The organism is Sphingomonas tagetis (genome assembly GCF_024211275.1).
Taxonomy (GTDB): domain Bacteria; phylum Pseudomonadota; class Alphaproteobacteria; order Sphingomonadales; family Sphingomonadaceae; genus Sphingomonas; species Sphingomonas tagetis.
On record NZ_JAMLDX010000006.1, the window covers coordinates 208,838 to 221,530 of the forward strand.

Sequence of the window (12,693 nt, forward strand, 5' to 3'; positions counted from 1 at the left end):
GCGACGCGCGCTCGTCGGATTGAACACCTGCTTATTTCGTTGCCGGATTGCGGAGTGGCACCTCGGTCACCGCCCCCGCCTCGACGTGAAGCAACCGATCACAATATGATAGGCTCGCCGCGCGATGCGAGATCTACGACGGTCTCGAAAGTGCCCACATCACCCCGCGTCGACAGGTGCCGCCGGTTCCAGCATACTGCGCGACCTCCGGCTCCGGCCTTCTTGTGCAACGAGGCCCTGGGGAAGGGGGATGGCATCCGGTTTACGCGCTCGCGTCTCCAGAAGCAAAACCGAAGCGTCGTCGAATAGATTATCGGAGGCAGTCAGTTGATTCAGAATGAAGAAACGGTGCTTAAATTGCCATTTCCGGCCTATCGTCTGTCCACACTGGGCAACATGATCATACCCTCAGCCATTGAACGCGGCGTCCGCCTCAGATCAATAAAGCCAGATATTGAAACCATTTATCGATCTTGTTTTCTAAATACCTATGTCTGCGTCTACCCGTCTTTTCTGGCCGAAAATTACCCGGAAATCGGCCATTTTGTTCGCTGGTCATTACTCCGCATGCTGTTCACGTGCGATCACGCGAACGCTCAATTGCGCTGGGACACCTTTTGCGCTCGACTGGAAGGTCAAGACACAGAAGTAACCACGGCGGCGGAATTGGCATGGAAAGACGGAAGGCATTGTTTCAAAGCGCTTCTGGAGGACCGCGATCCAGACATATCCGCGACAGAAAATTTAGTTTCGGCTATCGGCTCCATAAGGAGCTTCCCTCAGTACAAAATATATTACTAGATTTTTATCAAATATATGAGCAAAACTTATTTATATCATCTTATCAAATGGGCGATACTGCCGACTTCATCTTCATGAACCGCCATATAATCAAATTCTTTTAGATGCTTAGAATCATCAAACTCAATTAGTTTAAGCCTGAACCAAGATTTGCAGATCCCAAATACTCTATAACCATTCTCCAGTAAAATTTTAATGGACTCTGGCGTCCCTTCCTTCTTTTGATTTTCTTCAAAAACTATGCATGCCGGCCTTACATGCCGCAACATCGATATCGCCCCACGAAGCACCTCTCCTTCGAACCCCTCAACGTCTATTTTTACAAAAGACAGTTTCTTGATGCCAATGTTTTCAATAATATTGTCCAGTTTTTTTACTGAAACTTCCACAGTCTCTGCGGAGCCCTGATCAAACTGCCAGACGAAACTGGCCATTCCAGAGTTTCCATGCGGAACTGACAGCCTTAAGCTCGATTCCACTGCACCAAGCGCATATTGGTGCAGGGATATTTTCAATTCAGGGTTTCGCGACAGTGTTTCGGTCAGGTATTTTACTGCCATCGGGGATGGTTCGAAAGCATGAACGCGCCCAGAAGATCCGACCATTTGCGCCATGCGAACAGCAACGACACCGAGATTGGCGCCGATATCGAGCGCACAATCTCCTTTTCTGAGGAAATGGCGGGCAAGATACGTTACCTTAGGATCAACATCACCAAACCAGAATATCGACCTGCCGACCCAGTCTTGCAGCGGGACGAAAACACTGCCTGAGCCTACCCTAGCCCACACATTACCTACCGAGGGCGTGAACAACGAAAGCAATTTTGAGTTAGCAAGCGTTCCAGTTCCAGAGAGAAGCGGGTAGCATCGGGTGGCAACTGCCAACATCTTAGCCAGATAGTTCATTTGGCTCCCTTCTCTTATCCGCTAACGTTACCATGGTGCTGCTGCTTGGCAATCGACCATTTGCCTTAGAGCGCTCCCTTCAAACGGAGCACCGTTCCGATGCACGCGCGACATGTCGTGCACATCTGGCCCTGGTGAGACGATGATCCCTCGCCGCCGGTTCACAAGCTATCGCGACTGCCACTTGAACGTCTTTCGCCACGCTGGGCCGAGGACGTGATGGTCAGCCGAGCGCCGATAAGGACTGTACCATGACCGCCGGGGCGGACGATCCAGATGGGGCATCACTGCGCTACCACTCCAGCAGCAGGCTCGATCCGCAGGAGCGGTCAAGCAAAGCCGGGGAAAGCAGAATCCCCAGTTTGACGACCGAGGCAGGAACCGGGGCACAGTGCTCCAGTTTGGGACTGCAAGCCGCAGCACATAGCATTGGAAGCTCTGCTACGTTACATGGAGAGAGACTCGGATCGGAAGCGAAGTGGTGGACGGAGCAACGAAGATTGCGCGCGGCGTCATGGCATGCGCTGCCTTAGCGCTGCTGTGCACCTGCGCCCCGGAACAGCGAGCCCGAAACGATCAGGCTGCGCCTCGGCCTTCCGGTGTGTTACCCGCGCCCGCGGTCAAGGCAGTGTCCTATCTGAAGCTTTCGGCGACCGAGGCCATCGAGCAGAATGCCGGCTTGGTGCTTCCAGCTGACCCAGGACCCGCAGCACGGCCCTTTATCGTTCCGCAAGGGCCTGGCTTCGAACGCGCCACCGAGTGCCTCACCGCAGCAATCTACTATGAGGCACGCACCGAATCCGAAACGGGTCAGCGCGCGGTGGCTCAGGTCGTGCTCAATCGAGTTCGCCACCCTGCATTTCCAAAAACAATCTGCGGTGTCGTGTACCAGGGGTCTGAACGAACGACCGGCTGTCAATTCACCTTCACGTGCGATGGTTCGCTCGCTCGCATGCCAATCGCGGCCACTTGGGCTCGTGCGCGACGCATCGCGGTGCTGGCTCTTCAAGGCATGGTCGAACCGTCCGTTGGCGTGGCCACGCATTATCATGCGAATTACGTCGTGCCTTACTGGGCAAGCAGCCTTACGCCTTCGGCGACCGTCGGCGCTCATCTCTTCTATCGTTGGGCTGGATACTGGGGCACCCCCGCGGCCTTCCACGGTCGTTATGCCATGAGTGAACCCAATCAAGTCAATTTGAGGTCTCTGGGGGTTACGGTAGGGACGGGGGAGATGCCGGATTCGTTAAAGGTCGCTGGCACATTGGCCGCTTCCTCGGATGATGCAGTGCCGGCGGCCGCGTCTGCTCTTCGGACGTTGAAAGCGGATTTCGAGGCTGGAACTCTGCGCGAGGAGCTGCAAGTCTCGCGCCCGCTCGTCGCAGACTCGTCCGGCGCGGTCGCGCTGGCCGCCGATGAGGGCCGAACTTCGCTAGAGTGAGCAATTGCTGACGTGATTTCCGGCCACGGCACGTACGGCCGTTAGCATGGCGCCTCAGAGCAATGACATTCATGCCAGGCGACGGCGGGGCGGGACATGAACAGCCTTGATCCGTTCACATCATGTTTCGTGAAGCTTTACCGCGCTGCCCCGCCCGGTATGATCACACGGGCAAAATTGACGGCGGCGCAGCGTCGGCGGGGGAAACATGTTCGAGCTGCTTAAGACCGCAACCTATGTATCGCTTCTGCTGACTGCAGGGACGATGATCTTGAGCCTTTGCACGACGCCGGCAATTCGCCGCTCGCTCGTCCGCCCCCTTCTGCCAGCGAACATAATTCTCGTTTTCGCGATCTTCTGCAGCCCAAGCATCTGGATCCCTCATTTCGCCGCATTTATCCTCGTGCCGGTCTTTGCGCGGCGACGCGAGCTGATCGCTCCTTTCTATCTCGTGGGGTTAGTCACGCTGCCCGCCCTGGGCGTGACGCTATCACTCGGCGGGACCTATCTATTCACGCCCACACTGAGCCACTCGCTCGGACTTGGCGCCTTGGCGGCAACCCTGGCCCATCGCGCTCCACGCGTACAACGCAATGCTGGAAGCCTAATTCCATTCGTTGCCATGCTCGCTCTGCTGGCAATTGCCCATGGCCGGGACACGTCGGTCACCAACCTCGCCCGCGTATTTCTCGACCTCACTTTTCAGTTCGGCTTGCCATTCTTTATCATTATCCGGTCAGTTCGTACGCCCGACGACTACCGCTATGCGCTGGCCGGGCTGGCCGGTGGAACGGTGATCCTTTCGGTCCTAGCTTGTTACGAGGCCTTCCGGGCCTGGCCACTCTATTTCATCGCATGGGGACATTACGGCATCGAGTGGGCCGCGGGCGTCAAGTTGAGGGGCGGGCTAATGCGCGCCGCCGGCCCCTACCCGGAACCAACTTCTTTCGCGTTCAACCTATGCATCGGCATTCTCGCAATACTCGCTGGGCGAAACTTGTGGTCCGGACAGGGGGGGCGTCTAGTGTTGTTCGGGCTGAGCGGTGCGGCGATTTTGGCAACCCAGACGCGCGGCGCGTGGATTGGGCTGGTTATGGGCTTGATCATCTATTACGTAACGATCGGTAATGCGAGGCGCGCGCGACAGGTCACAGCAACGATCGGCGTTGCCGCTGCCGCCATAATCGGTCTCTCGACGGTTAGCTCTTCGGTGGCGAACCTCACTGGCATGACTGCTGAGGGCCAGGGGACCGTCGATTACCGCCAACGTTTGTTCGACCGCGGAATCGAAGAGATCGGCGAACGACCGCTACTGGGCGCGTCGCGGGACGAGGTCGTGCGCCAGATGCGGGATATGATTCAGGGTGAGGGTATCGTCGATTTCGTGAACACTTACATATACATAGGCTTGATCTCGGGGCTGATTGGACTCATCATTTTCCTGACTGCGATTGTCGTACAAGCCACCTTGGCCTGGACTACGAGGCGACGATGGCCACAGCATCGCGCCATGAGCGGTTTTGGTCTAGCGGCACTGGTTTCGGTGCTCTCAATGCTGACTGTCACCTCGCTTATTGGATCCACCGGCGCTATGCTTTCGGTCACCTTCGCCATGATCAGCGCATGGAGCGGGTTGGTCGAACACGGACCGCGTCGTGATCGGGCGCGCGGCCTGTCTTCACCAGAAGAAAGCCCTGTGATCAGAGCCGGACACGCTTCATAAGCCGCGCACACGATCCGCCAGACGGTTACGGCCCGTGCACTGGTTATGGGCGTGGCCAGGTCGTATGAAAAGGTGCATGCCCATGGATACCGGATTGGTTTGCTTGGACAAATCGAAGCGGACTGGCCCGTCGAAGGACATCCCGTCCCTTAAAATAAGTGGTAATGTCCGCATGCGCCGCTATTCTTCTCGCAGTCGAACGGGGGCAGCAAGATGAATGCATTCTGGGGTAGTCGAATCTTTGCCGGCGCTTTACTTGGCTCTACGTTAATACTGGATACGACTGCAAGCGCAGCCCAGCAGCCGAGGCAGCAAGGATCGGCACCGGCCGCGCAGCCTTATCGCATCAATGCAGGCGACGAGATCGAAATTTATGTTTGGGGCGAGGAACGCCTTCAACGCACCGTTCGTGTGCTCCCTGACGGTTCGTTCGCCTTCCCTCTGGTCGGGCAAGTGATGGCGGCCAATCGTTCGCCAGGCGAAATCGAGGCAGAGATCTCAAAGGGGCTCGCGCCGCAGTTTCGCAATCAAGTGCCTCAAGTAACGGTATCGGTACGGCAGCCTTCGGGCTACCGCTTCTCGGTGGTCGGAAAAGTGCGGACGCCCGGGTCATTCACCCCTGGAACCTATGTCAATGTCCTGGAGGCGATCGCATTCGCAGGCGGCCCCAGCGAGTTTGCCGATACGGCCAATGTAGTCATCCTGCGCAAAGAAGGTCCATCCTTGACACCGATCAGAATTCGGCTGGCCGACATGTTGAAAGGCAATCCCAGCGGGCGCGATCTCGCCTCGAACGGAGTGCCGGAACTGCGTAGCGGCGATACGGTCATCGTCCCGTGAGGCGTAATGCGCTCGCAGGGCTTGGGTCCGCTGTAGCGACCGGCGCGGTTGCCCTGTGCGCACCACATGCGGCAGCCCAGTCGCAGGTGGAGGCTGCAGTCACCGTTAGCGCGAATGGGGGTTATTCCAGCAATCCATATTTGACGACCGGTGGCGATATCGACGCTATTGTCACTCAAGTGGACATTCGGCCTTCGCTTCAAGTGCGCACGGAACGCGACCTGATCTATTTGGAGGCCTTCTACACCAGAGCGGACTATCTTGAGAATTTCGATTCGAATGACGGTGTCGGGGCGCGGCTCAATGCGACAAGCCGCATCAAACCCAATCTGACGCTGCGTACGACCATATCGTTCGACAGCAGTGTGCTGGGTGTGAACGGCCCGGTTCTTGCCAGGGATGGGGGTGGGCAGATCGGCCTGCCAGGCACCGGCGGTCTTCCCGCTGATCAGGTGCCACTGGAAATTGACGAGATACCAGATGGCGACATCGAACTGCTCGGTTTGCGCCAACGCCGCAACAGCCTTTTGGTCGAAGCGTCGGCGGAACTGCGCACCGGGCCCCGCTCTTTGTGGACTCTCTCCGCGAGTGCCGCGCGGGCTGACTATCCTCGAAGCGGCGCGGCAGCCAACTACCGTTCGATTGGAACCACGGTGGAACATCGGCGTGACCTTTCACAGACACTGAGTGCGGGCGGACGTGCAGACCTGCTCGTGGTCAAATATCGCGGAGGTCCCACGTCGAACGTCTATACGGCGCAGGGATTTGTCTCGTTGCAGCTTGCGGAGCGCTGGACGCTTGAGGCAAGCGCAGGGGTCAGCGTCCTGGACAGCGTAACTCGCCAGGCGTTGTTTTCAGGGCGAGCGACGATGTGCAACTCGGGACCCGGCGCACGCTTCTGCTTCCTAGCGTCGCGCGCGCCAGCGGTCAGTGGTTTCTCGGGAGTCCGCGGGCAGACGAGCTTGGGCGGGACGTTCGACTACCCGATCGATGCGCACTCCAGCCTGTCCGCGGCAGTGACCTACGTCTGGACCGAACGTAATCCAGCATCGATAATCGACGGCAGGCGGTTTCTGACTGCGACCACCACCTATCGGAGGGATTTGGGGGGGCAAGTATCGCTTTATGCCGCGATCGACTACCGACGCCTTGAGAGCGAGGGGATCATCGGCAGATCTGACTTCGCGGCCCGCATCGGAGCTTCCGTGCGGCTTGGAGGGCGTAGATGACCGTAGCGGAGCTTGAATCGTCTCCGGAGGACCAGCCGAGCGATGGTTTTATCGGTTACCTTCCCTCGATCCTCTGGCAGCGTCGTTGGCTGCTGCTGATTCCAGGGTTGCTCGGCTTGGTCGCCGGCGTCGCCGCGGCCTATACCGTGCCATCCACTTTCCGTTCGAGCGCGCTTCTGCTCGTCGAATCGCCTGAACTCGCCAGCGATATCACGGGCGGACGTGCAACCAATTCGATCGAGCAGCGCATCGCGAAAATTAGGCAGCAGGTGCTGAGCCGGCCGGATCTGATTCAGCTGATCGAGACCAATGGTCTCTATGCCGAGTTACGGGAGGCCCAACCGCTCTCCGAGCTGATTGAGGAAATGCGCTCGGCAACCACGATCGCGCCGGTGAACGCCGATGTCGCTGCAAATCAGGGCCCAAGCACGATCGCGTTCTCCCTAACCTTCGATTATCCTGATCCGATCAAGGCTCAGGTGGTTGCGCAGGGGTTTGTCGAACGCCTGATGAAGCTCGATGCGACGCAAACGGCGCGCGAGGCGGCCGGTACGGTTCAGTTTCTACAGGATCAGACCGACGATCTCGCTGAGCAGGTAAGCACCCTTGAGGGGCAGATCAATCAGATCAAGGCGGCAAACGGCACGGCGCTGGCGAGCGCTGGGATGATGATGATGTCAGGGTCTGGGGGCAGCGCTCCATCCCAGATTGCCGCGCTTCAACGCGAGAATGCCCAGCTCTCCGCGCAGCTGACCACGCTGGCCTCCGCAAGCGACCGCGACCCGGCGGTCGTCGCTGCAGAGGCGCAACTCGCGGGCGCCCGTGCAGTCTATTCCGACAATCACCCGGACGTTCGTCTCGCGCAACAACGGCTTGTCGAGGCAAAGCAGTTCGCGACGCGCAATATTGCCATGCAAAACACCGCCATGGCGACAATTCGGCAGCAAATCGCGGCAAATAATGAGACGATAAGGGCATTGTCGAGCGCCGAATCGACCGAGCAGGCGCGCGAAATTGCGATGCGTTCAGCCCAGGCACGCGCGCCGGCGATCACCGAGCAGATCGCACAGCTGCAAGCGCGGCTGGACAGTTTGCGAAAGAATTACGATCTGTCGGCAACAAAGCTGATCGCCGCGCAGGGGGCGGCAAAGCTTGCCGAGCAGCAAAAGAACGAACGACTATCGGTCATTGAGCCTCCTGTCGTGGCGGATTCCCCGCATTGGCCGAACCGACCGTTGCTCATCGCCGGCGGACCGGTCGCGGGGCTGGGGCTGGGCCTCGTACTCGTGCTTCTTCTCGAGTTGCTTGCTCGGCCAATTCGCGGGGTCGGGGCGTTGCAACGTATCACTGGCGAGATTCCGCTGGTCGTGATTCCAACCGTTCGCGAGCCTCGTCGCAGGCCAAGGCTATTCCAGCCAAAGCGCCGCAAGGCGCGCCGCGTTGCACTGACAGATTGATGGACTTGACCATGAATTCACTGCGCTTAAGCGACGCCATCGCTGCGCCGCGATCCATCAACGTAGTGGATGTCGATTCGTCGATTGTGGGATTTCGTAGCCGCGACATACGCTCACGCGCCTTCAACCTTCTGCGCACGCAGTTTGTGAGATTAGCGAGTGAAGGCGCGAAGATTATCGGAATCACGTCAGCGACGCCACGCGTGGGCAAAACCTTCGTCGCCTGCAACGTCGCGGCGTCGCTCGCACGCCTCCCTGAACTTTCGACGACCTTGCTGGATCTTGACCTGCGCCGTGGTTCGGTCGCGGAGCGATTCAACATCCCAGGTGAACGCGGTCTCTCCGACTATCTGGAAGGCAAGGAGGAGGATCTCGCTTCACTCAGCTGGGGCGTCGAGAAGCAGCGACTTACCATCTTTCCAACTTTTAATCGCGACCTTCAATCTGCCGAATTGCTGTCCGGGCAGCGCTTCGCCGACATGATGGCGGCGTTCCGATCGCTTCCCGATTCTATCCACATCTGCGATCTGCCGCCCATCTTCGCGAACGACGATGCCATGATCATCGAACAGCAAATCGACGCATACCTCCTCGTCGTCGAAGATGGCATCACGACCGCGAAACAAGTTCGTGATGCGTTGCGCCTGGCTGGACGAAGCAAATTCAAAGGAACTATTCTTAACCGCTACATCCGTGGCATGAGTGCCGACGCCTACGGCTATGGCTATGGCTATGGCGAAGATGCCTATAGTAAATATTATGGCTGACCCCGGTCCACTCGGGGCGAACGAGCCGCGCAATATCTATTATGTGCTCGGCAAGTCGTCGCTTGGTTACGCAGAGCGTTGCATCGCCAGCCTTATACGTTCGACTACGGAAGATTTGTCCGTAACGATCCTGACCGACTCGCCTGAGGATGCGGTCGAGGTGGCACGCGTCGTCAACCCGATCTTTCATAAAACCGAGCATCGCGTCCGCACGATCGATGAAGTCGAAGCACGGGCAAGGTCGGAGATATATTATGCCGATTTCCCCGCGATCCGACGCTTTCGAGAAGGCCATCCCTGCTGGCGCAAGGTCACTGACCCGCAGATGTACGCAAAAGCCGGCGATGACGTGATCATTCTCGATCCTGACGTCTATTTCCCAAACCCCTTTGCATTCGAGCCAGCGCCGGATTTTGGACTGGCTCTGATGTATCAGGTCCCAAATTGCCTTCTTCCCGAGGAGGTGGTGCGCCGAGCATTCGACCAGAACATCACGATGATCGACCACACTGACATCGGTGTGTGCCAGTATCGCAGTCCACTTGATCTGAGGTTTCTCGAGCAGCTGATCGAACAGCTTTCGGCCGCCCCGCTTCCGCGTTCGATGCATATCGAATCGATCATATGGGCGGCTCTTGCGGCACAGTGTGGTGGGGGATTCTTCCAGCCGGCGGCCTGGCATTGCTACCGCAACTCGATCCCCGGCCGAATCGCACGGCGACTTGGCCGTAGCGGGGTGGACAGCTTGCGGCAGATCGACTTCAAACGCGTAAAGGCCTTCCACGCCGGAGGTGAGGCGAAACATTGGCTGGTCGAGGCCGAAAACGCCGGTGTCCTCGCTCCCCTCGCCACCAACATCGCGCCCACATCGAAAGGGCGCTTCACCGCATTCAGGCGGGGAAAATTCGAGCGGAAGATGCGGCTGCGCCACCTGGCTGCAAAGACGGGTCTATCGAAACTGTGGCAATAGAGAAGCCGCTTCGCCTCCTGCTCGTCGCGCCGAATATCTCGCGAAACATGGGAGGCGAGGCGTTCAAGGCGCTCATGATAGCCCTTGAAACGCAGCGGCGCGGTGCCACCGTTCTTCAGGTTTCGCACAGCCGGGTCCGGGGCGAGATCGCGCGGTCCCACCCTGAATTGAACGTGGTCTACGTCGAGGACAGCTGGATTCAAATCCTACTTCACCGGATGCGCTTCGTTCCAGCGCTGCTGTTGCTAAATGCGTGGCAGCTCAATCGTGCCGCGAGAAAGGCGGCACGCGATTTTGTCCCGGACATCGTCCATTTCACGTCGCCGATTTCTCCCGTACTCCCCTATTTCTCGATGCCAGGCTTTCCGATGGTGATCGGCCCATTGAACGGCAACGTCGGTCACCCTCCTGCCTTTACCTCGCGCGAGCCCCTGCCGAAAAAACTCGGCCGATGGTTGCTGCGGCCGACGCAGAAATTGCTCGGCGCCGTGTTTCCGGCCCGCCGGACTGCAACGATTCTCGTGTCGGGCGGAGAGCGAACCGCCGTTGCGCTCGCGCTCGCTGGTTGTTCACGCAGCCGTATTCGCTTCACCGTGGACAGCGGCGTTGCGCCGGAGCTCGCCGACCGGCCCGCGATCGAGCATCAAGGACCGAACTTTGCCTTCGTCTTCCTCGGCCGCCTCGTCCGTTACAAGGCAGCCGATCTGGCGATCTGCGCGCTTGCCGAAGCGGACGTCCGGTGCACGCTCGACATCATTGGAATGGGCCCGGAAGAGCCTGCGCTGCGCTCGCTCGCGCAATCGCTTGGTGTGCACGATCGTGTCAGATTTCTTGGGTGGGTGCAGCCCGGCCCGGCTCTGTACGACCGGCTTGGAACCTACCGAGCGATGGTTTTTCCCAGCCTCGCCGAGGCGAACGGCATCGTCTTTCAGGAAGCCATGATGCTCGGCCTGCCCGTGGTCGGACTGCGCTGGGCGGGCCCTGCGCAACTGTTTGAAGGGATCGACTCGATGCTCGTCGACCCAGGGCCACAGGATGAAGTTATCACCAGCCTCGCACGCGCGATGAACCGGCTGGCAATCGATCCGGCGCATGCCAACAGGCTGGCCGCCGCTGCGCGCCAGCGGGCAATGGCGGATTATGGTTGGGGCGCGTTGCTCGCCGACTGGCACCTGGCCTATCATCTGGCGATCGAGGAACATCGTCGTGACAGCGTGTCAGTGCAATAGTCGCAATCCCACCGCGTTCACGCCAAGTCCTATCGCGACGCCGACCCCGCCGAGTCCGAGCAACGACAGTTCCCGCCGCCAATCGAGGAGTCGCAGGCGGTGCAGCGTGCTCCAACCATAAAGCTGCGCCACCAGCTCGGTACTACCGACGACGGCGATGGCGCCGACGGGGCCGAACCAGCGATAGGCGGGATAGGCAAAGATGCCCAGATAAAGAAGGCGAACGACGTTTGCCCGAAAAGTGAAATATTGTCGGCCGCTCGCGATGGTAAGTTCGTTGATAGCATAGTTATTTAGCGCAAATAGCGCGGACACGCTGAGTAATTGGAAAAACACGCTCGCGGAATAATAGCGCTCGTCGTAAAGAACCGCCACGATTAGGTCCGCCGATCCAATCGTTCCGCCCACTGCGAAGATATACAGCGACGACATTAGCATTTTCTGGTGATAGAAAGCTTCACGGAACGTCGAAGGTGACTCACGCCATTGCCGCGCCAGATTTGGGTAAAGCACGCGGGTGCAGTAAGCGGCCGCGAGACCGACCGCAGCCGTCGCGAGATTGGACGCGAGAACATACAGGCCGAGTGTCTCGAGCGTGAACAGCCGCGATAGGACGAGCTTGTCGGCCTGCGTCAGGAACAGCGTGATGATCGTGGAGCCGGTGATATAGCGGGCGAAACGCCACAATTCCAGAAATCGCGCGCGGCTGAAGCGCAACCTGCGCGCGGAGTCTGGAAACCAGATGTAGCTGAGGACCGCGCGCAAGCATTGACCAAGCGAAGAGGTAACCAACACCGCCCAGAAATTGCCCCACCACCACGCCAAGCTCACAGATATGACGAATACAAAGAGCGACGCGATCAGGTCGATCACGCTCAGGCGCTTGACGAGGTTCTGACGCAGCGCTGTGGCAATGCTCATCGAACCGAGACCGTCGAGCAGGAAGGTGAGCGAGCCGAACACCAAGGGCCAAAACAGTTCCGGCTTCTGCATGAACTGTGAGATCGGCCCTGCCAGGACAGCCATCGCCACCGTCAGCACAGCGGACCGGACCAGACGAATTGTCCAGATCTCATCGAGCAGCCGTGAATCGAGACCCTGCTCGTGCCGAACAACAAAGGCTACGACGCCGATGTCTGAAATCAGCGCAAAGACCACAGCGATCGACGTCACGATCCCAATCACGCCATAGGCCTCGGCATTCAACAGGCGTGTGAGAACGATTGTGCTGACGATACGCAGCAAATTGAGAAGCACGACGATGCCCACGACGGTTGTGGTGTCCGCGCTCAGAAACCGCCGGACGACGCTAAAGCCGCGCCGTCGTC

Annotated in this window: 11 protein-coding genes; 9 read left to right on the plus strand and 2 right to left on the minus strand. The window is 58.7% G+C overall.

Annotated elements, in window-relative coordinates; all coding sequences use genetic code 11:
* Window positions 1-327 precede the first annotated feature (327 nt).
* Window positions 328-801, plus strand: coding sequence for a hypothetical protein (locus tag M9978_RS10260; protein ID WP_254292942.1), 474 nt, complete (start codon window positions 328-330; stop codon window positions 799-801).
* Window positions 802-836: 35 nt separating this feature from the next.
* Here M9978_RS10260 and M9978_RS10265 read toward each other — a convergent pair whose 3' ends face one another.
* A complete protein-coding gene (locus tag M9978_RS10265; protein ID WP_254292943.1) occupies window positions 837-1,709 on the minus strand; it encodes an FkbM family methyltransferase in 873 nt (290 codons plus the stop codon).
* Between the two features lie 628 nt (window positions 1,710-2,337).
* Between M9978_RS10265 and M9978_RS23525 the strand changes: the two genes are divergently transcribed.
* The 8 genes from M9978_RS23525 to M9978_RS10305 all read left to right on the plus strand — a co-directional run bounded on the left by M9978_RS23525 (window position 2,338) and on the right by M9978_RS10305 (window position 11,365).
* Window positions 2,338-3,150: a cell wall hydrolase gene (locus tag M9978_RS23525; RefSeq protein ID WP_436977181.1), complete on the plus strand. Its 813-nt coding sequence runs from the start codon at window positions 2,338-2,340 to the stop codon at window positions 3,148-3,150.
* Window positions 3,151-3,358: 208 nt separating this feature from the next.
* Window positions 3,359-4,873 (plus strand): O-antigen ligase family protein, encoded by a 1,515-nt coding sequence (locus tag M9978_RS10275; RefSeq protein ID WP_254292944.1) that lies wholly within the window; start codon window positions 3,359-3,361, stop codon window positions 4,871-4,873.
* Window positions 4,874-5,086: 213 nt separating this feature from the next.
* Window positions 5,087-5,713, plus strand: coding sequence for a polysaccharide biosynthesis/export family protein (locus M9978_RS10280; protein ID WP_254292945.1), 627 nt, complete (start codon window positions 5,087-5,089; stop codon window positions 5,711-5,713).
* Between the two features lie 140 nt (window positions 5,714-5,853).
* Window positions 5,854-6,942 (plus strand): hypothetical protein, encoded by a 1,089-nt coding sequence (locus M9978_RS10285; RefSeq protein ID WP_254292946.1) that lies wholly within the window; start codon window positions 5,854-5,856, stop codon window positions 6,940-6,942.
* A complete protein-coding gene (locus M9978_RS10290) occupies window positions 6,939-8,399 on the plus strand; it encodes a GumC family protein (RefSeq protein WP_254292947.1) in 1,461 nt (486 codons plus the stop codon). Before M9978_RS10285 ends, M9978_RS10290 begins: the two co-directional genes overlap by 4 nt.
* Entirely contained in the window at window positions 8,399-9,166 is a 768-nt protein-coding gene (locus M9978_RS10295) for a CpsD/CapB family tyrosine-protein kinase (protein WP_254292948.1), read from the plus strand. The genes M9978_RS10290 and M9978_RS10295 overlap by 1 nt, the downstream gene beginning before the upstream one ends.
* Entirely contained in the window at window positions 9,159-10,136 is a 978-nt protein-coding gene (locus M9978_RS10300) for a hypothetical protein (RefSeq protein WP_254292949.1), read from the plus strand. The genes M9978_RS10295 and M9978_RS10300 overlap by 8 nt, the downstream gene beginning before the upstream one ends.
* Window positions 10,127-11,365, plus strand: a complete 1,239-nt coding sequence (locus tag M9978_RS10305) for a glycosyltransferase family 4 protein (RefSeq protein WP_254292950.1) — start codon at window positions 10,127-10,129, stop codon at window positions 11,363-11,365. The genes M9978_RS10300 and M9978_RS10305 overlap by 10 nt, the downstream gene beginning before the upstream one ends.
* Here the strand turns inward: M9978_RS10305 and M9978_RS10310 are convergent.
* Window positions 11,354-12,634 (minus strand): oligosaccharide flippase family protein, encoded by a 1,281-nt coding sequence (locus tag M9978_RS10310; protein WP_254292951.1) that lies wholly within the window; start codon window positions 12,632-12,634, stop codon window positions 11,354-11,356. The genes M9978_RS10305 and M9978_RS10310 overlap by 12 nt on opposite strands.
* Between the last annotated feature and the right edge of the window lie 59 nt (window positions 12,635-12,693).

Coding starts and splice junctions, on each gene's coding strand:
- M9978_RS10265 (WP_254292943.1), bottom strand. CDS start 1,709: ATGAACTATCTGGCTAAGATGTTGGCAGTTGCCACCCGATGCTACCCG.
- M9978_RS10275 (WP_254292944.1), top strand. CDS start 3,359: ATGTTCGAGCTGCTTAAGACCGCAACCTATGTATCGCTTCTGCTGACT.
- M9978_RS10280 (WP_254292945.1), top strand. CDS start 5,087: ATGAATGCATTCTGGGGTAGTCGAATCTTTGCCGGCGCTTTACTTGGC.
- M9978_RS10290 (WP_254292947.1), top strand. CDS start 6,939: ATGACCGTAGCGGAGCTTGAATCGTCTCCGGAGGACCAGCCGAGCGAT.
- M9978_RS10295 (WP_254292948.1), top strand. CDS start 8,399: ATGGACTTGACCATGAATTCACTGCGCTTAAGCGACGCCATCGCTGCG.
- M9978_RS10300 (WP_254292949.1), top strand. CDS start 9,159: ATGGCTGACCCCGGTCCACTCGGGGCGAACGAGCCGCGCAATATCTAT.